The sequence below is a fragment of the Pseudomonas brassicae genome (genome assembly GCF_010671725.1).
GTDB lineage: Bacteria > Pseudomonadota > Gammaproteobacteria > Pseudomonadales > Pseudomonadaceae > Aquipseudomonas > Aquipseudomonas brassicae.
This window is the reverse complement of the sequence record NZ_JAAHBU010000148.1, coordinates 1-18,954: the sequence shown is the minus strand read 5'-3', so window position 1 is coordinate 18,954 and position 18,954 is coordinate 1. Positions and strand designations below refer to the sequence as shown.

Genomic DNA, 18,954 nt, shown 5'->3' with positions numbered 1-18,954 from the left:
GGCAAGCCAGCTCCCGCAGGTAGTGTGAGCGCTGCAAAGCCTGTGGGAGCTGGCTTGCCAGCGAAGGGGGCCGAAAGCCACATACAAAAACGCGAACCAGTCGGGGCGTTTTTACAGCAAGGGACTAGCCCCGGCTTACTTGCCTGCCCAGCGCTTGAGCACCAGGGTGGCATTGGTGCCGCCGAAACCGAAGCTGTTGCTCATCACGGTATCGATCTTGGCGTTCTCGCGGGTTTCGCGCAGTACCGGCAGGTCGGCTACAGCCGGGTCCAGCTCGTCGATGTTGGCGGAACCGGCAATGAAGTTGCCTTCCATCATCAGCATGCAGTAGATCGCCTCGTGAACGCCGGCAGCGCCCAGCGAGTGGCCCGACAGGCTCTTGGTCGAGCTGATGGCCGGGGCCTTGTCGCCGAACACTTCACGTACACCTTTCATTTCCGCAACGTCACCAACCGGGGTCGAGGTGCCGTGGGTGTTCAGGTAGTCGATCGGGGTGTCGACGGTGGACAGCGCCTGCTGCATGCAGCGGATCGCGCCTTCGCCGCTCGGGGCAACCATGTCGTAGCCATCGGAGGTCGCGCCGTAGCCGACGATTTCGGCATAGATCTTCGCGCCGCGGGCCAGAGCGTGCTCCAGCTCCTCGACCACTACCATGCCGCCGCCACCGGCGATGACGAAGCCGTCACGGTCGGCATCGTAGGCACGCGAGGCTTTTTCCGGGGTGTCGTTGCGCTTGCTGGACAATGCGCCCATGGCGTCGAACAGGAACGACTGGCTCCAGTGCTCCTCTTCACCGCCGCCGGCGAACACCACGTCCTGCTTGCCCATCTGGATCTGTTCCATCGCGGTACCGATACAGTGTGCGCTGGTGGCGCACGCCGAGGCGATGGAGTAGTTCAGGCCCTTGATCTTGAACGGGGTGGCCAGGCACGCCGACACGGTGCTGCTCATGGTCCGCGTGACGCGGTATGGGCCAACGCGCTTGACGCCTTTTTCGCGCAGGATGTCCAGCGCTTCCATCTGGTTCAGGGTCGACGCGCCGCCGGAGCCGGCGATCAGGCCGGTACGCGGGTTGGACACCTGCTCTTCGGTCAGGCCCGAGTCCTTGATCGCGTCCTGCATCGCCAGGTAGGCGTAGGCAGCCGCGTGGCCGACGAAGCGGAACACCTTGCGGTCGATCAGCTCTTCAAGGTTGAGGTCGATGGAGCCGGAAACCTGGCTGCGCAGCCCCATTTCCTTGTAGTCCGGGTTGAAACGGATGCCCGGACGGCTTTTACGCAGGTTTTCGGAGACGGTCTCTTTGTCATTGCCCAGGCACGATACGATGCCCAGACCTGTGATTACGACGCGGCGCATGCGAATAACCCTTAGAAATTTTCAGTGGAGGTAAATACACCGACACGAAGGCCTTCGGCGGTGTAGATCTCGCGGCCGTCGACGCTGACCGAGCCATCGGCGATGGCCATGTTCAGCTTGCCTTTCAGGACGCGCTTGATATGGATGTTGTAGGTAACCTTCTTGGCGGTCGGCAGGACCTGGCCGAAGAATTTCACCTCGCCCGAACCCAGGGCCCGGCCACGGCCTGGCAAGCCCTGCCAGCCCAGGAAGAAACCGACCAACTGCCACATGGCATCCAGGCCCAGGCAGCCTGGCATCACCGGGTCGCCTTCGAAATGGCAGGCGAAGAACCACAGGTCTGGAGTGATATCCAGCTCGGCGACCAATTCACCCTTGCCGTACTTGCCACCCTCTTCACTGATATGCGTGATGCGATCCACCATCAGCATGTTCGGGGCGGGCAGTTGCGCGTTACCTGGGCCGAACAGCTCACCGCGACTGCAGCGCAGCAGGTCTTCCCGGGTAAAGGCGTTTTGTTTGGTCATGCGAGCTCCTCAATAGTCACCGTGCGGCACGGGGTAGATCTTCCCGACCGACCCAAAAGCCTCAGGCTTGGGGCGGCAGCCTACACATAGACTATTGCGTTGTAGTGAAAGTCACAGCACAGCGAACGAAGATGTACACTTGTGCACTGAAAATTTTATGACAAGCCCGGCAAGGGCCCGGTTCAGTCTGTAAGACTGCCGCACTTTAGCATTTATCGCCAGTCACAGATGCCTCTGCGGGCAGCCAACGTTGCAGAATCTGCTGCAGGTCGGTGCGTTTGAACGGCTTGCTCAGGTAGTCGTCCATGCCTGCGCCCAGGCAGTGCTCCCGATCGCCCTGCAAGGCATTGGCGGTCAGCGCGATGATCGGCAGGTGTGCCGCATGCGGGAGCTGGCGGATACGCCGGGTGGCTTCATAGCCGTCGATGATCGGCAAGCGGCAATCCATCAGGATGGCGGCAAACCGCTCGCGGCTGGCCAGCAGCACCGCCTGGGCGCCATCGGCGGCGATGCGCACCTCGAAGCCCAGGCTGCGCAGCATGGCCTGGGTCACTGCCTGGTTTACCGGATTGTCTTCCACCAGCAGCACGCAGCGCCCCTGGCCCGCGTCTGCCCCGGACTTTGTGGCGAGCAGGGGGCTGCTCGCCTGGGCACACAGCGCCAGGGGCATTTCCAGGGTAAAGGTCGAGCCTTTGCCCTCGCGGCTTTCGGCGCGCAGGGTACCGCCCATGCGTTCGGTCAGGGTGCGGGCGATCGACAAGCCCAGGCCGGTGCCGCCGTAGCGCCGCGAAATCGAGCTGTCGGCCTGCTGGAAGGCCTGGAACATGGTCTCCAGGCGCGTGCTGTCGATGCCGATGCCGGTATCGCGCACCGCGCAGGTGAACCAGATCAGTTGGCGGTCGAGTACCTGCCAGCGCGGTTCGATCTGCACGCTGCCGTGCTCGGTGAACTTCAGTGCGTTGCCGATCAGGTTGACCAGCACCTGGCGGATCCGCGTGGGGTCGCCGGCTACGCGCAACTGCTCCATGCCCGGTGGCAACGGTGCCTGCAGCAACAGCCCGCGCTGCTGGGCGGCATGCTGGAACGACTGGGTGCAACTGCCGATCAGTTCGGCCAGGTTGAAGTCGATGTGCTCCAGTTCCAGCGTGGTGCGTTCGATCCGCGAGAAATCGAGGATGTCATTGATGACCTTGAGCAGGTGCCCGGTGGACTCGCTGGCCACCGCGGCATACTCGCTCTGTTCTTCGCTGAGCAGGGTGGTCTGCAGCAGTTGCAGCATGCCCAGCACACCGTTCATCGGCGTGCGCAGCTCATGGCTCATCATGGCCAGGAAGTCCGACTTGGCCTTGTTGGCCTGTTCGGCCTCTTCACGGGCCTGGATCAGTTGGGCGATGGCCTGCTGCTGTTCGTGGCTGGCCTGGGCCAGGCCGCTGGCGAGGTTGTTGATGTGCCGGGCCAGGTGGCCCAGCTCGCTGTCGTCGACGACCGGCAGGGGAGCGTTGAAGTCGCCTTGCTGGATCGCCTTGACCGCATGCCCCATGTCGCTGATCGGGCGTGACAGGCTGAGGGCCAGGCGGCGCGCGAGCACAAAGGTGAAGAGCAGGGCGAACAGCGCCAGGATGGCGGCCTTGATGACGATTTCCTGCTGGCGCTGGTTGAACGCGTCATCGGACATGCCGACGATCACCCGCCCCAGGTAGTCATCGCCGTTGGACGGAGCAGGGCTGCCATTGTGCAGGAAGTCATTTTCCAGAAAGATCCGCTGCAGGCGGATCGGCGCCTGGAACACCTCGACCTGCTGGGGCCGGTTTTCATGTTCGTCGGGTTGCTCGACATACACCAGGATGTGGTTGGCACTGTCCTGCACTTCGAGAAAACGTACGTGCGGAATGGTCAGGGTGGCCCGCATCAGGCTCTCAAGCACATCGTCGTTGCCCGAGATCACCCCGTATTCCGAGGCCGGAGCCAATTGGTTGGCGATCAGTTGGCCGGTATGGTTGAGCTCCTGGCGCAAGTCCTGGATGCGCACGAAGGTGAAAAAACTGATCAACAGCAGCGTCAGCAGCAGGGCAGGGCCCAGGCTGATGATCTGGGTGCGGGTGTTGATGTCCCAGCTAAGTCTCTTCACGGGTGGATCTCTCCTGCAGCCACGGCCTGTTGTGCCGCAACCGGATCTATCGCTTCAATGCCCAGCGCGCGGGCAACCTGCGCATTGCCGATCACGCGAAAATGCTCGGGGTAGTGTTCCCGCGGCCATAGCGCCGGCGGCTGGTCCAGCAGGCGTTCGAGCACCGCCAGCCAGTCTTGCTGATCACTCAGGGTGCTGGCCAGCCCTCCGGCACGCACGAACCCGGCATTGGGCCCGATCAGCGGTACCTGTCGCGCATAGCTGCTGAGCAGCAGGTTCTTCGCGGTGTGGGGGTTGTACAGTTGCGTGTCGTCGAGCCCCAGCAGCACATCGCTGTCCTTGAGCACGGCCTGCACCGGCCGACTGTCACGGGTGTCGGGCCAGGCCTGCGCGACCACTTCCAGGCCCAGCGGCCGAGCGGCCCGGCGCAGTTCGTCGAGCAGGAAGCTGCTGTGTTCAGCGTAGAGCACGCCAATGCGCCTGGCTTGCGGCAACAGGTAGTGGATCAGGCGCAACTGACGGCTCAGCGGCGGGTCACTCCACAGCAGGCTCAGGTAGGCGGGGCGCAAGCCGCCCAGGCGTCGATCGGCCTGCACCCGGGTGACCCGCAACGCCAGCGCGGGGGGGCCGGCGGCCTGGGTCAGACGCCAGTCCAGGGCGGCCGTATCCAGCAGGATCAGGCGTGTGTCGGCCTTCAGGCGGTCGGGCGCAGGCAACTGGGCCACGCGCACGAAGCGCACCTGGTCGGCAGGCCGCTGCTTGCGCAGGGCCTCGACGAAGTCGCGTACCGCGGTACTGCCCTGGGCCGCAGTGAGCACGATGTCGCCGGCGCAAAGCGCCGTCAGCGGCCACATCAGCATCAGCAGCAGGCAATGCCTCAACAGGCGCATCAGAACGCCAGTTCCGCGCTGAGGTACAGCACATGGCGGCTGTCATAGCGGTTGTGCAGGGCACTGGTGGGTTCGTCATCCAGGCGCTGCTGGAGCATGCCGGCCAGCTCCAGGCTGGCACGCGGCAGTGCGATACGCTTGGCCACACGCAGGTCAAGGCGTTCGAAACGGTACTGATTGAGCGCGTCGTCGCCATAGTAGAACAGGGCACTGGACCAGCCCTGGCCCCATTCGCGCAACCAGCCAGCCGAGCCGCTGTTGCGTGCGCTCATGGCGTGATCGTCGGGGTTGCTGGCCCAGGCATCGACGTAGGCATAGGTCAGGCGCAGGCGGTCGGCAGCGCTCAGGTGCCAGTCCAGCTGCATCTCGCTGCCGGTGAAGCGAGCCTTGTTGGTATTGCTGGCAATGTACTGATTGTTGCGCAGCGGCTCGCTGACCATGCCGGTGATCTGGTCATGGAACAGTTTGAAGTCGACGCCCAGTTGTGCCTGGCTGAAATAGCCGTTGTAGCCCAGTTCGCGTGAGCGCATGCGCTCCTGGTCGAGGTTGCCCGGGCCGCGGGTCTTGACGAAGTAGTCGGCGCTGCGCCGGCCGAATGCGGCGGGGCTGAGGTTGTCGACCCGGTAGCTCCAGTCGACGTTGTTCTCGAACATGTCCGGTGAGCGCACCGCCTCCGAATACACCGCGCGCAGGCCGTGGCGCGGGGTGATCAGGTAGTTGAGCGCCAGGCGCGGAGTCAGCGAGCTGCCGGCCCCGCGCGTGTCTTCGAACATTGCGCCGCCCTGCACGATCCAGTGCTCGTCGGCCTGCCATTCGAGCTGGCCGAACAGGCGCCAGGTGGTGTCGTCCAGGCTGCCATTGAAATAGGTCTGCGAGTCGGCGCGGTCGTAACGGTAGTTGACCCCGCTGACCAGGCGCAGGCTTTCGGACAGGCTCAGGGTGTCCTGCAGTTCAAGGTCCACGCGGGTTTCACGGGTGCTCTGGTCGATGTCGCCGCACACCTGATCGGCCCCGCCGCGCTGCCACTGCTGCTTGACCTGGGTGGCCAGTGCCTGCTCCTGGGCGCTGCCGGGCGGGATCGGCGCAGTAATGTTGCGTGCCAGGCGCTCGGTATAGTCGGGGTTGAGCCGCCACAGCCGGGTCAGTTGCGGGCTGAACGAGATCGCCGCATCGCAGGCGCGCCACACGTGCTGGCGATCCCAGTGCAGTGCCGAGGCCTGCGCGTACAGGCTGTGCTGCGGGTCGAGGTCGAGGGTCCAGCGTACCGAGCCGGCATAGTCCTTGGCGCTCACGTCGGCATTGTTGCCGGCACCGGTCACGCCGTAGAACACCGGCGCATAGGTGTAGGGGCGCTGATCGCTGCCCTCCTTGGCGGAGAACTGCCAGTCCAGGCTCTGGTCGGCGCCCAGCGCATGGCTGGCGCTCAGGCTCAGGCGGCTCAGGCGACGGCTGTCGCGATAGTCCTGGCCGACGGCGTCGTGGTCGAAGCCGTCGTCCTGCATGCCCGACAGCGACAGGCGCAGGTCGCCACCGTCCCAGCCCATGCCCTGGCTGGCGAACCAGTCATTGATGCCACGCTGCCCGCGGGTCACCTTGAGGCGGCTGCCGTGGCTGTCGGCGGGGCTGCGGGTGAGAATGTTGACCACCGCCATCAGCGCGTTGGCGCCATAGCTGACCGTGTTGGGCCCGCGGAACACCTCGATGCGCTCGACATCTTCCAGCGCCAGCGGGATGTCGCTCCAGTCCACCGTGGCCAGACCTGCACGGTACACCGAGCGGCCGTCGATCAGCACCTGCATGCGCCGTGCATCCTTGCCGTTGCTGCCGTGATAGTTGACGCTCGGCTGGTTGCCGGCGCCGTAGCCGATCATCATGCCGGGGACCAGACGCAGCAGTTCGGGGATATCGCGCGCGCCACTGGCCCGGATCAGCTCGCTGTCGAGCACGCTCATGCTGCCCGGCACGGCGGCCGGCGACTGCTTGAGCCGGGTGGCGGTGAGGATCTGCGGCAGCGCCTGGCTGTCGACGAACAGATCGTCCGCCATGGCCTGGCCGCCCAGCAGGGCAGTCAGCAGAAACAGTGGGCGTGAAACAGGAGGGCCAAAGAGCACGGCGCGGCCTTGATTGCAGGTAGTAACCGCGCATGTTAACCGAGTAGCCGGCATTTTCCAGTGATCGAAGCAGCATCGCGGCGGTCCAATCGCACATCTGGCGCTGGTCGTGGCCCCAAGCCTCCGTATAATGCCGGCATCGCCACTTTTATGGTTTAACGGATTGGATATGACTGAGCAGCAGCCTGTTGCAGTTCTGGGAGGCGGGAGCTTCGGTACCGCCGTGGCGAATCTGCTGGCCGAAAACGGCGTTGGGGTGCGGCAATGGATGCGCGACCCCGAACAGGCCGAGGCCATGCGCAGCAACCGCGAAAACCCGCGCTACCTCAAGGGCGTGAAAATCCACCCCGGGGTCGAGCCGGTCAACGACCTGCTCGCGACCTTGCAGGCCTGCGAGCTGGTGTTTGTTGCCTTGCCCTCCAGCGCCTTGCGCAGTGTGCTGGCGCCGCACGCCGAGTTGCTCGGTGCCAAGCTGCTGGTGAGCCTGACCAAGGGTATCGAAGCGCAGACCTTCAAGCTGATGAGCCAGATCCTCGAGGACATCGCCCCGCAGGCACGCATTGGCGTGCTGTCCGGGCCGAACCTGGCGCGTGAGGTGGCCGAGCACGCGTTGACCGCCACGGTGGTCGCCAGCGAGGACGAACAGCTGTGCCAGCGTGTGCAGGCGGTACTGCACGGGCGCACCTTCCGCGTCTATGCCAGCAATGACCGCTTTGGCGTGGAGCTGGGCGGTGCGCTGAAAAACGTCTACGCGATCATTGCCGGCATGGCCGTGGCGCTGGGCATGGGCGAAAACACCAAGAGCATGCTGATTACCCGGGCGCTGGCCGAGATGACCCGCTTTGCCGTGAGCCAGGGCGCCAACCCGATGACGTTCCTGGGCCTGGCCGGGGTCGGCGACCTGATCGTCACCTGTTCCTCGCCCAAGAGCCGCAATTATCAGGTCGGTCATGCCCTGGGGCAGGGCCTGAGCCTGGAGGAGGCAGTCAATCGCCTTGGCGAAGTGGCCGAAGGTGTCAACACCCTCAAGGTGCTCAAGGCCAAGGCCCAGGAAGTACAGGTCTACATGCCGCTGGTGGCGGGCTTGCATGCGATCCTGTTCGAAGGCCGTACGCTCAACCAGGTGATCGAGCTGCTCATGCGGGGCGAGCCGAAAACCGACGTCGATTTCATTTCCACCAGTGGTTTCAACTGAACACAGGAGCAAGGCATGAACGAATCCCCGAAACAGGCACAGCGCGAGTCGATCATCCTGCGGGTGCTTTGGATGCTGGTGTTTGTATTGGTCTGGCAATTGGCCGAGCTGCTGCTGGCGGGGCTGGTCGTGGTGCAACTGGTGTACCGGCTGATCTATGGCGCGCCAAGCGCGAGCCTGATGAATTTTGGCGACAGCCTGAGCCAGTTCCTCGCCCAGATCGGCCGCTTCGGCAGTTTTCACAGTGACCAGAAGCCCTGGCCGTTCGCTGACTGGCCCACGCCGCGTGCGCCTGAAGGCGAAGCGGCGCACAGCGTGCCGCCTGCGCCGCACCCGGTGCGTGACGAAGAGCCCAAGCTGTGAAGTTGTGGGTGCTGCGCCACGGTGAAGCCGAGCCGCACGCCAACAGCGATGCCGCACGCCGCCTGACCGCCCACGGCCGTGAGCAGGTACTGCGCAGCGCCGCAGTACTGCTCGGGCACACGCCGCAGCTGATCCTGGCCAGCCCCTACGTACGTGCACAACAGACGGCCGCGCTTGTGCACGACGCACTGGGTTTCGACAAACCGGTGCAGACCGTCCCCTGGCTGACCCCGGACAGCCACCCGCAGCAGGTCATCGCCGAGCTGGACAAGCTGGGCCTGGAACAGGTGCTGCTGGTCAGCCATCAGCCGCTGGTGGGGGCCCTGGTCAGCCTGCTCGAACACGGTCACTGCCAGCAGCCGGCGCCGATGAGCACCGCCAGCCTGGCCGAGCTCGACGGCGATTATCCGCTGGCCGGCCTGATGACCTTGCGTTGCCTTACCCACCCCTGATCGCACCCACCGACAAGGACTGCCCCATGAGCCTGTGGAAAACCCAGCCCGATATCGACCAGCTCAATGCCCGCCAGGCGAACACCATTGGCGAGGTACTGGACATCCGTTTCGAATCGTTCAGCGAAGACTCCCTGAGCGCCAGCATGGTGGTTGACCACCGCACCCATCAGCCGTTCGGCCTGTTGCATGGTGGTGCATCGGTGGTGCTGGCCGAAACCGTCGGCTCCATGGCCAGCTACCTGTGCATCGACACCCGCCGGTTCTATTGCGTGGGCCTCGAAATCAATGCCAACCACCTGCGTGGCGTACGCAGCGGGCGCGTCACCGCCACCGCGCGGCCGGTCCACATCGGTCGCAGCACCCATGTATGGGATATTCGCCTGAGCACCGAAGATGGCAAGACCAGTTGTATTTCACGGTTGACCATCGCGGTGATCGCGTTGGGGGACAGCCCGCCAGCGACCTGATATTTCTGTCAGTTGTTGCCCATTGCCCGCCTTGTTAGCGTGTTCCCAGGTACTGCCATCGGTGTACGACAGGAGCGGGTGATGGCAAATATGATGTTGAAATGGCGGGTTCGGCGTATTTTCACGACATTGTGCGACAGGTCGAGGGTGCCAGAGCGCTCGAATTCGCCGAGTACCATGTGCTCAAGGACAGTGCCGATGCCAAGCTCGATGAGTTGATGCGGCGCCTCGAAGGGTTGCGTGAACTCAAGCAGTTTCGCGAGTCTTGCCTGGAGATGGGGCACAAGCTGCAGACCACCTGCCTGGCGCTGCGAAGGGCGCAACTGAGCCCGGATCATCAACGCAAGGCACGTGAAGCGCTGGAGTATCAGCTGTTGTACCTGCAGGCCTGCCTGCAGCGTTCCATCGCCTGTTTTGACGTGCAATGACCTGATCGTCGTGCTGCATGGCCTGTACGGATGTTGCCGGGTGTTGCAGTGACACCCACAATGTCGCCATTCCCCCACGCGGACCGGCGACCATGACGCAGCAGATCTTTTTCGCCCACGCCAACGGCTTTCCTTCGGCAACCTACGGCAAGCTGTTTGCGGCGCTGGCGCCTGACTATCAGGTCAGCCACCTGCCACTGCATGCCCATGACCCGCGCTTTGTGGTGAATGACAACTGGCAGAGCCTGGTGGACGAATTGCTCCATCACCTGCAGCGCCAGCCTGCGCCGGTTTGGGGGGTAGGGCACTCGCTGGGCGGGGTGCTGCACCTGCACGCCGCATTGCGTTGCCCGCAGTACTACCGGGGGGTGGTGATGCTCGATTCGCCGGTGCTGACGCGTGCCGATGAGTGGCTGATCCAGTTGGCCAAGCGGCTGGGCTTCATCGACCGCATTACCCCGGCCGGGCGCACCCTGGGGCGACGCGAAGCGTTCGCCGACCGCGACAGTGCGCGTGCCTATTTCACCGGCAAAGCCTTGTTCCGCCACTTCGACCCCGAGTGTTTCGAGGCCTACCTGGAACACGGCCTGCATGCCGATGGCGAGCAGTTGCGGTTGCGCTTCGACCCGGCCACCGAGATCAGCATCTACCGCAGCCTGCCGCACATTACCCCGGGGCGCAGTCGGCAGTTCACGCTGCCGCTGGCGATGGTGCGCGGCACCCGCAGCAAGGTGGTGCGCCAGCACCATGCACGGGCCGTGCGCAACATGCCCCAGGGCGAGTACCACAGCGTGCCGGGCGGGCACATGTTCCCGCTGGAGCGCCCGCATGACACCGCCAGCCTGATCAAGGGGCTGTTCGACCGCTGGCAGGCGGGCGTGTGATGCAGGCTGTCGAGGAGGTGCGCCTGGACCTGGGCCACATCGAACTGGCTGCACACCTGTTTGGCCCCGCCGACGGGCAACCGGTGATTGCCTTGCATGGCTGGCTCGACAATGCCAACACCTTCGCCCGCCTGGCGCCCCGCTTGCACGGGCTGCGTGTGGTGGCGCTGGACCTGGCCGGCCATGGTTACTCCGAACACCGGCCGCCGGGCGCCAGCTACGCACTGTGGGATTATGCCTACGACGTACTGCGCGTGGCCGAACAGCTGGGCTGGCCGCGCTTCGCCCTGCTGGGCCATTCGCTGGGGGCGATCATCGCCGTGGTGCTGGCAGGTGCCTTGCCCGAGCGCATCAGCCGCCTGGCGCTGATCGACGGGGTGATACCGCCAGGCGCCGGCCCCCATGACACTGCCGAACGGATGGGCATGGCGTTGCAGGCGCAACTGCGTCAGGGCCTGCGCGGCAAGACGGTGTACCCGACCCTGGAGCAAGCGGTGCAGGCGCGCATGCAGGGCATGGTGGCAGTCACCCGTGAAGCGGCCGAATTGCTTGCCCAGCGCGGCCTGATGCCGGTGCCAGGGGGCTACACCTGGCGCAGCGACAGCCGCCTGACGCTCCCTTCGCCACTGCGCATGAGCGAAGCACAGGCCATGACATTCGTGCAGCGGATTGCCTGCCCGACCCGCTTGGTGGTCGCCGGCGATGGCATGCTGGCGCGCAACACGGGCCTGCTCGAACAGCTACCCTTTAGCCTGGAGCAGTTGCCGGGCGGGCATCACCTGCACTTGAACGATGAGCTCGGTGCAGGCCTTGTTGCAGACTGTTTCAATCGCTTCTTTGCCATTCCTTGACTTGCGGCGGGCAACTGTCGAGGCTTGGCGGGTTGAACAGGGAGACAACCATGATCAAGCGCGACACCGTTGCACCGTTTATCGCCATCGAGGCCGTTTGTGCCATGGTGCGCCAATGAGTATTTCGCGTCTGATTCGTACAGGCCTTGTCGGGCTTGCCGTGTTCGCCTGCACCCCGTTGTGGGCCGATCCGTTGCCGGTCCCGGTGGACGCCAAGCCCGTGCGCGAGTCTGGCGAGCAGGAACGACAACTTGAACAGGAGCGGGTGTACCCGCTGGGTTCGCTGCGCAAGATCAGCAATGTTGTGCGCATGGAAGGCAAGGTCGAGGCGCGTGGCCGGGTCAGCTATGTCACTTACCAGTTGCCGGGCGAGCGCAGCGCCAACGAAGCGTTCACCGCCGCGCGCGAAGCCTTTCAGGCTGCCGGTGGTTATCCGCTGTTCTGGTGCCAGGCGCAGGACTGCGGTGAAAGCAGTCTGTGGTCCGCGCAACTGGCGGGCAACTTCAACCTGACCGGTGCCGACAACCAGCAGGCGTTCATCCTGCTGCGCCGCTCGGGCGCTGCCAGCGATACGCTGGTGGCGCTGTACAGCATCACCAAAGGCAACAAGCGCGCTTACCTGCATGTGGAAGAGTTTGTCGCCAATGCGCCGCTGGGCGAAGTGCTGCCGACGCCGGCCACGGTGCAGCGCGAATTGCTCAGCACCGGCAAGCTCGACTATGCCGACCTCACGGGTGAACCGCAGCCGGCATGGGTCAACCTGTTATCGCGCAGCCTCAACCTGAACACCACCTTGCGCGTCAGCCTGACCGGCGCCCAGGCCCAAGCCTGCACGAGCAACTGGTCAAGGCTGGCGTGCGCCAGGCGCGGCTTGAAGTGGGTACGCAGCCGGCTGCCGGCTTGCATGTCGAATTGATTCGCTGACCGGGGACGCCATGCTCAACAATGATCGTCTGTTGGTGCAGATCCTGCTTCTCGGCCTGCTGGGGGCGGGCCTGTGGGTGATGGCGCCGTTCATCTCGGCCCTGCTCTGGGGGGCGATCCTGGCCTATGCCAGCTGGCCGCTGATGCGCCTGCTGACACGATTGCTGGGGGGGCGCGAAACCCTGGCGGCGAGTGTACTGACGGTGGTGTGGATGCTGCTGGTGGCGATGCCGTTGGTGTGGCTGGGCTTCAACCTGGCCGACCACATCCGTGATGCCACCGCTTTTGTGCGTGACGTGCAGGTCGATGGCCTGCCCGATGCCCCCGCCTGGCTGGGCGCTGTGCCGCTGGTGGGCGAGCGTCTGGTGGGTTTCTGGGACACCCTCGATCAGCAGGGGGCGGCCTTGCTGGCGGCAATCAAGCCGCACCTGGGGCAGGTCGGCAACTGGTTGCTGGCGCGCAGTGCGCAGATCGGCAGCGGGATCCTCGAGCTGAGCCTGAGCCTGGTCTTCGTGTTTTTCTTCTACCGCGACGGCCCGCGCCTGTCAGCCTTCGTGCTGCGCCTGCTGAACCGGCTGATCGGGGAGCGTGCCGAGTACTACCTGGAGCTGGTGGCCGGCACGGTGCAGCGGGTGGTCAACGGGGTCATCGGCACGGCGGCGGCGCAAGCCCTGCTGGCCCTGATCGGCTTTGTGATCGCCGGGGTGCCGGGGGCACTGGTGCTGGGGCTGGTAACCTTCATGCTCAGCCTGATCCCGATGGGCCCGCCACTGGCCTGGGTGCCGGCCACGGCGTGGCTGGCCTGGCAGGGGCAGTACGGCATGGCGATATTCCTCGGCATCTGGGGCACGTTCATCATCAGTGGCGTGGACAACGTGCTCAAGCCGTACCTGATCAGCCGTGGCGGCAACCTGCCACTGGTGATCGTGCTGCTCGGGGTGTTCGGCGGGTTGCTGGCATTCGGCTTCATCGGCCTGTTCATCGGCCCGACACTGCTGGCGGTGGCCTACAGCCTGCTGCTGGACTGGACGCGCAGCGAGCCGGCGGGCCCGCCGCGCACCTGATGCATCGCCTCGCCAATGCGGCCGCTGTTCAGTTCTGGTCCTGGGGGCGGAAGGTGAAGGTTGCGTTGCTGTTCACGGTGGCCGGCAATTGCAGGCGAATTACCGGCACTCTGATCCCGGAAATCCGCTGGTACTGCTGCTGGCTGTTGCGGGCCTGGGCCAGCGCCGCGCTCTCACTGGTCCCCGCCAGGTAGATAAAGGCTTCGAGGGGAACGGCGCGAGCGTCCTTGGTCGTCGCCATCTGCCAGTTCTCCAGCTTCAGGCTACCTGGCGTCCTGACCGCCGGGTAGCTGGCATTGGCCAGGCGCTTGGCACGCAAGCCTTCCTGGAAGTTCAGCCCGGCCTGATTGTTCAGCGCATCCCTGACATCGAAACTGCAGCGCTTGCCGTCAGTGTTGACGTCTGCCTTGAAGCGCTCGAACCATTGCTCAGCCGTCTTGATACCTTGATCGGTGCAAGGGCTGCTGATCGCCCCATACTTTGCATACGTGCCGCAACCCTCCTGGTCGCGGGCGTTCGAGTTCCCGTCCAGGGGGAAATAGCACAGTACCTGCACCTTGGTTTTATCCGCAGGGGCGTCCAGCACCGGGTAGAAGATGAAGCCGCTGGTGTAGTGATTGCTCATGACGAGGTTGTTGCTGTCCGAGCGCAGGAAGTCGAACGATGAACTGCCGGTAATGAGGGCCTCTTTGTTTGGCTTGTAGGCGTATTCGCTGGGGGGCAAGGCCCGGGTCGCGCGCAACACGATGCCGGTACACAGGAATGCTGGCTTGGAGTTGACGCCGCAATTGGGGCGGGTGTCGTGATAGCGCCGTGTCAGCCGCTCGGCCGTCTGCAGCCCGGCGGTGTTGCTGGCTTGCGCCTGTTCGGCGGATTGCGCGACCTCGAAGGTCTCGAACTCGGCGTGGCTGGTGCCAGCGGCCAGGGCGGTGCTCAGTACAATAGTGCTCGTTAGCAGGTTGCGGTTCATGGGTCGCCTCTCGTATGCAGACCCCGAAGGGGGGACGAGCCGATCCTAAACAAAGCCCTGGTGAGCGCCTACTGGCATTTGTGTCAGGTCATTGGGCGAATCTTTACGCTTTCTTGATGCCCCTCAGGCGTGTCCACCTCGCGCCTTTACGCCCACCTTTTCGACAATCACCGCAAGCGGCAGCGTGCCGCAGAACGGAGATTGTTCATGAGCATTCTGGACGGGGTGTCACTGCTGCTGGCAGTGGCGTTGTTTGTGTACCTGATGGCTGCGCTGCTGCGCGCCGATCGCGGTTAGGGGCGGCCATGCACAGTTATGATTACGCGTTGCTGCTGGCGTTCTTTGCCCTGGTGCTGCTGCCGGCACCGTGGCTGGGGCGTTTCTACTACAAGGTAATGGAAGGCCAGCGCAGTTGGCTGACGCCGCTGCTGGGCCCGGTGGAGCGCGGCTGCTATCGGCTGGCCGGCGTCGACCCGGGTATCGAGCAGAGCTGGCAGCGCTACGCCCTGGCGTTGCTCGCCTTCAACCTTGCAGGCTTCGTGCTGCTGTTTGCCGTGTTGCTGCTGCAAGGCCACCTGCCGCTCAACCCGCAACACCTTCCCGGCCAGGAGTGGTCGCTGGCGTTTAATACTGCGATCAGCTTCATGACCAATACCAATTGGCAGTCCTACAGCGGCGAAGCCTCGCTCAGCTACCTGAGCCAGATGCTCGGCTTGACCGTACAGAACTTCGTCAGCGCCGCCACCGGTCTCGCCGTGCTGGTGGCGCTGTGCCGGGGCATCGCACGGCGCTCGGCCGCTACGCTGGGCAACTTCTGGGTCGACATGACCCGCGCTACCCTCTACGGCTTGTTGCCGCTGTGCCTGCTGCTGGCCCTGCTGCTGGTATGGCAGGGTGTGCCGCAGACCTTCACCGACTATGTGCACGCGGTGACCCTGCAAGGCGCCGACCAGTTGATACCGCTGGGCCCGGCCGCCAGCCAGATCGCGATCAAGCAGCTGGGCACCAACGGTGGCGGCTTCTTCGGCGTCAACTCGGCGCATCCGTTCGAGAACCCCAGCGCCTGGAGCAACCTGTTCGAGGTGGCCTCGATCATCCTGATCCCCGTGGCCCTGGTGTTCACCTTCGGCCACTACGTCAAGGACCTGCGCCAGAGTCGCGCCATCATCGCCTGCATGCTGGCGCTGTTCCTGATCGGTGGCGCGACCGCGTTATGGTCGGAGTTGCAGCCCAACCCCACGCTGAACGACCCGCAGGTTGAACAGGCCGCGCCGCTGGAAGGCAAGGAAAGCCGCTTCGGCACCACCGCCAGCGTGTTGTGGACCGTCACCACCACCGCGGCCTCCAACGGCTCGGTGAACAACATGCACGACAGCCTGAACCCGCTCAGTGGCATGGTCGCGCTGGTCAACATGATGGTCGGTGAAGTGATCTTCGGCGGTGTCGGCGCCGGCCTCTACGGCATGTTGCTGAACGTGTTGGTCGCGGTGTTCCTGGCCGGCCTGATGATCGGCCGTACCCCCGAGTACCTGGGCAAGAAACTGCAGGCCCGCGAAGTGCAACTGCTGGTGGCCACGCTGCTGGTGATGCCGCTCGGCGTGCTGCTGCTCGGGGCGCTGGCCACCAGCCTGGCGGGGCCGGCTGGCGCCATCAGCAACCCGGGGCCGCATGGCTTCAGCCAACTGCTGTATGCCTACACCTCGGCCAGCGCCAACAACGGTTCTGCCTTCGCCGGGCTGGGCGCCAATACCACCTTCCACAACCTGATGATCGGCCTGGGCATGTTGATCGGACGGTTCGGCTACATCCTGCCGGTGCTGGCCCTGGCCGGCAGCCTGGCGCTGAAAAGGCCTGCGCCGGTGGGGCAGGACAGCTTCCCTACCCATGGCCCCCTGTTCGTCACATTGCTGCTGGTGACCATCCTGCTGATCGGTGGCCTGACCTTCCTGCCGGCCCTGGCCCTGGGCCCGGTCGCCGAATACCTGAGCCTGGGCTTGTGAGGAGCCAACCATGAATATGCCGATTCCTGAAGTCAGCGCTGCTCCGGCGGCGGCCCGCACCCGCTTTGCCGCGTTGTGGCGGCCAGCGCTGGTGCAGGCGTTCGTCAAGCTCGACCCGCGTCAGCTCAAGCGTGCCCCGGTGATGCTGGTGGTTGAACTGACGGCCATTTTCACCACGCTTCTGTGCCTGTTGCCGAGCGCCGTGCCAACGGGTGTGGCCGTGCAGATCGCGGTGTGGCTGTGGTTCACCGTGTTGTTCGCCAACTTTGCCGAGGCCCTTGCCGAAGGCCGTGGCAAGGCCCGCGCCGACAGCCTCAAGGCCGGCAGCCAAGGCTTGAGTGCGCGGCGTCGCAGCGTGGCCGGTGGCTTCGAAAGCGTGCCGGCGAGCGCGTTGCGCAAAGGCGATGTGGTGCGTGTAGAGGCCGGTGAGATGATCCCCGGCGACGGCGAGGTGATCGAGGGGATTGGCGCCGTCAACGAGGCGGCGATTACCGGTGAGTCCGCGCCGGTGATTCGCGAATCTGGCGGTGATCGCTCGGCCGTCACCGGCAACACCCGGCTGGTCAGCGACTGGCTGCTGGTGCAGATCACCAGCAACCCTGGCGAGTCGACCCTGGACCGCATGATCGCGCTGGTCGAAGGCGCCAAACGCCAGAAAACCCCCAACGAGGTCGCCCTCGACATCCTGCTCATCGGCCTGACGCTGATCTTCCTGGTGGTGGTCGTCACCCTGCAGCCGTTCGCGCACTTTGCCGGTGGCAGCCTCCCCCTGATCTTTCTGGCGGCGCTGCTGGTGACATTGATTCCGACCACCATTGGCGGCCTGCTGTCGGCCATCGGCATCGCCGGGATGGACCGCCTGGTGCGGCTCAACGTGATCGCCCGCTCCGGGCGCGCGGTCGAGGCGGCGGGCGACGTGCATGTACTGTTGCTGGACAAGACCGGCACCATCACCTTTGGCAACCGTCGCTGCAGCGCGGTGCACGCCGCCCCAGGTATCAGCGCTCGCGAGCTGGGCGAGGGCGCCTTGTTCGCCTCGCTGGCCGACGACACCGCCGAGGGCAAGTCGATCGTCGAGTACCTGCGCCAGTTGCATGACTTCGCCACGCCGCCCGCTACGCAGCGGGTACCCGTGGCATTCAGCGCCGAAACCCGCCTGTCGGGCGTCGACGTCGGCGTGCACCGCTACCGCAAGGGCGCGGTGGACTCGGTGCTGGCCTTTGTCGGCATGCAGCGCCTGCAACTGCCAGCCGCACTGGCCCGCGAAGTGGAGTGCATCGCCCAGAGTGGCGGCACGCCGTTGCTGGTGTGCGTGGACAGGCGCCTGCTCGGCGTCATCCACCTCAAGGACGTGGTCAAGCCCGGCATCCGCGAACGCTTTGCCGAGCTGCGCAAGCTGGGTATCCGCACCGTGATGGTGACCGGCGACAACCCGCTGACTGCCGCCGCCATCGCCGCCGAAGCCGGGGTCGACGACGTGCTCGCCGAAGCCACGCCGGAGAAGAAACTGGCGCGCATTCGTCAGGAGCAGAGTGACGGGCGCCTGGTGGCGATGTGTGGCGATGGCGCCAACGATGCCCCGGCGCTGGCCCAGGCGGATGTCGGCATGGCCATGAACGATGGTACCCAGGCTGCCCGCGAGGCGGCCAACATGGTCGACCTGGACAGCGACCCGACCAAGCTGCTGGACGTGGTGCAGGTGGGCAAGGAACTGCTGGTGACCCGTGGCGCGCTGACCACCTTTTCCATCGCCAACGACGTGGCCAAGTACTTCGCCATCTTGCCGGCGCTGTTCGCGGCGATCTACCCGCAACTGGGCGTGCTCAACCTGATGCAACTGGCCAGCCCGCAGAGCGCGATCGTCTCGGCGATCGTGTTCAACGCGCTGATCATCGTGGTGCTGATCCCGCTGGCGCTGCGTGGTGTACGGGTGCAGGCGGCGAGTGCGGCGCAACTGCTGCGGCGCAACCTGCTGATCTACGGCCTGGGCGGGCTGATCGTGCCCTTTGCCGGGATCAAGCTAATCGACATGGTGCTCAACGCTTTGCACCTGGTCTGAACCGAGGAGAGAGACATGACATCTGTCGTACGTGCGGCGCTGAGCCTGATTGTGTTGATGAGCCTGATCACCGGCGTTGCCTACCCGCTGGTGGTCACCGCGGTCGCCCAACTGGCGTTCCCCGAACAGGCCAATGGCAGCCTGCTGCGTGATGATACCGGCCAGGTGCGTGGTTCGCGCCTGCTCGCCCAGCCGTTCACCGGCGAGGGCTGGTTCCATTCGCGGCCTTCGGCAGCCGACTACGCCACGGTTGCCAGCGGCGCGAGCAACCTGGCGCCGAGC

At 64.9% G+C, this 18,954-nt stretch carries 18 protein-coding genes and 1 pseudogene; 13 read left to right on the top strand and 6 right to left on the bottom strand.

The genetic code is table 11. From position 1 onward, the window contains the following. Positions 1–135: 135 nt before the first annotated feature. From fabB to G3436_RS11865, 5 genes are all read right to left on the bottom strand, one after another. Positions 136–1,356, bottom strand: coding sequence for a beta-ketoacyl-ACP synthase I (gene fabB, locus G3436_RS11885; protein WP_163945074.1), 1,221 nt, complete (start codon positions 1,354–1,356; stop codon positions 136–138). Between the two features lie 11 nt (positions 1,357–1,367). After that, entirely contained in the window at positions 1,368–1,883 is a 516-nt protein-coding gene (gene fabA / locus G3436_RS11880; RefSeq protein ID WP_095157108.1) for a 3-hydroxyacyl-[acyl-carrier-protein] dehydratase FabA, read from the bottom strand. Positions 1,884–2,088: 205 nt separating this feature from the next. Continuing rightward, positions 2,089–4,011, bottom strand: coding sequence for an ATP-binding protein (locus G3436_RS11875; protein ID WP_163945071.1), 1,923 nt, complete (start codon positions 4,009–4,011; stop codon positions 2,089–2,091). After that, positions 4,008–4,901, bottom strand: a complete 894-nt coding sequence (locus tag G3436_RS11870; protein WP_420801201.1) for an ABC transporter substrate-binding protein — start codon at positions 4,899–4,901, stop codon at positions 4,008–4,010. The genes G3436_RS11875 and G3436_RS11870 overlap by 4 nt, the downstream gene beginning before the upstream one ends. After that, complete coding sequence (locus tag G3436_RS11865; RefSeq protein ID WP_163945068.1) at positions 4,901–7,066, bottom strand: TonB-dependent receptor plug domain-containing protein; 2,166 nt, start codon at positions 7,064–7,066, stop codon at positions 4,901–4,903. The genes G3436_RS11870 and G3436_RS11865 overlap by 1 nt, the downstream gene beginning before the upstream one ends. A gap of 115 nt (positions 7,067–7,181) precedes the next feature. Here G3436_RS11865 and G3436_RS11860 point away from each other — a divergent pair, with 115 nt between their 5' ends. The 9 genes and pseudogenes from G3436_RS11860 (at position 7,182) to G3436_RS11820 (ending at position 13,643) form a co-directional block, all read left to right on the top strand. Further along, a complete protein-coding gene (locus G3436_RS11860; RefSeq protein ID WP_163945064.1) occupies positions 7,182–8,207 on the top strand; it encodes an NAD(P)H-dependent glycerol-3-phosphate dehydrogenase in 1,026 nt (341 codons plus the stop codon). A gap of 15 nt (positions 8,208–8,222) precedes the next feature. Continuing rightward, complete coding sequence (locus tag G3436_RS11855; protein ID WP_163945061.1) at positions 8,223–8,570, top strand: DUF4389 domain-containing protein; 348 nt, start codon at positions 8,223–8,225, stop codon at positions 8,568–8,570. After that, complete coding sequence (gene sixA / locus G3436_RS11850) at positions 8,567–9,022, top strand: phosphohistidine phosphatase SixA (protein WP_163945058.1); 456 nt, start codon at positions 8,567–8,569, stop codon at positions 9,020–9,022. The genes G3436_RS11855 and sixA overlap by 4 nt, the downstream gene beginning before the upstream one ends. A 26-nt stretch (positions 9,023–9,048) precedes the next feature. Then, the gene (locus tag G3436_RS11845; protein ID WP_163945056.1) at positions 9,049–9,492 is read left to right on the top strand and encodes a hotdog fold thioesterase; all 444 of its coding nucleotides are present in this window, start codon (positions 9,049–9,051) and stop codon (positions 9,490–9,492) included. A gap of 101 nt (positions 9,493–9,593) precedes the next feature. Then, the gene (locus tag G3436_RS11840) at positions 9,594–9,920 is read left to right on the top strand and encodes a hypothetical protein (protein ID WP_163945054.1); all 327 of its coding nucleotides are present in this window, start codon (positions 9,594–9,596) and stop codon (positions 9,918–9,920) included. Between the two features lie 92 nt (positions 9,921–10,012). Further along, positions 10,013–10,804 carry an alpha/beta fold hydrolase gene (locus tag G3436_RS11835; protein WP_163945052.1) on the top strand — a complete coding sequence of 264 codons (792 nt, stop codon included), beginning with the start codon at positions 10,013–10,015 and terminating at the stop codon, positions 10,802–10,804. Then, positions 10,804–11,655: an alpha/beta fold hydrolase gene (locus tag G3436_RS11830; RefSeq protein ID WP_163945051.1), complete on the top strand. Its 852-nt coding sequence runs from the start codon at positions 10,804–10,806 to the stop codon at positions 11,653–11,655. Before G3436_RS11835 ends, G3436_RS11830 begins: the two co-directional genes overlap by 1 nt. Positions 11,656–11,770: 115 nt before the next feature. Beyond that, positions 11,771–12,579: pseudogene (locus G3436_RS11825) on the top strand (DUF4892 domain-containing protein). An 11-nt stretch (positions 12,580–12,590) separates the two neighbouring features. Next, positions 12,591–13,643, top strand: coding sequence for an AI-2E family transporter (locus G3436_RS11820; RefSeq protein WP_163945050.1), 1,053 nt, complete (start codon positions 12,591–12,593; stop codon positions 13,641–13,643). A 28-nt stretch (positions 13,644–13,671) separates the two neighbouring features. Here the strand turns inward: G3436_RS11820 and G3436_RS11815 are convergent, their stop codons facing one another. Further along, entirely contained in the window at positions 13,672–14,613 is a 942-nt protein-coding gene (locus G3436_RS11815) for a hypothetical protein (RefSeq protein ID WP_163945048.1), read from the bottom strand. Between the two features lie 207 nt (positions 14,614–14,820). Here G3436_RS11815 and kdpF point away from each other — a divergent pair, with 207 nt between their 5' ends. From kdpF to G3436_RS11795, 4 genes are all read left to right on the top strand, one after another. Next, positions 14,821–14,910: a K(+)-transporting ATPase subunit F gene (gene kdpF, locus G3436_RS11810; protein WP_043863107.1), complete on the top strand. Its 90-nt coding sequence runs from the start codon at positions 14,821–14,823 to the stop codon at positions 14,908–14,910. 8 nt (positions 14,911–14,918) lie between these two features. Further along, a complete protein-coding gene (kdpA, locus tag G3436_RS11805) occupies positions 14,919–16,613 on the top strand; it encodes a potassium-transporting ATPase subunit KdpA (RefSeq protein ID WP_163945047.1) in 1,695 nt (564 codons plus the stop codon). A 10-nt stretch (positions 16,614–16,623) separates the two neighbouring features. Next, on the top strand, positions 16,624–18,672 hold the full coding sequence (kdpB, locus tag G3436_RS11800) for a potassium-transporting ATPase subunit KdpB (RefSeq protein WP_163945045.1): 2,049 nt from the start codon (positions 16,624–16,626) through the stop codon (positions 18,670–18,672). Positions 18,673–18,687: 15 nt separating this feature from the next. Then, on the top strand, positions 18,688–18,954 hold a 267-nt coding region (locus tag G3436_RS11795; protein ID WP_163945042.1), incomplete at its 3' end, for a potassium-transporting ATPase subunit C.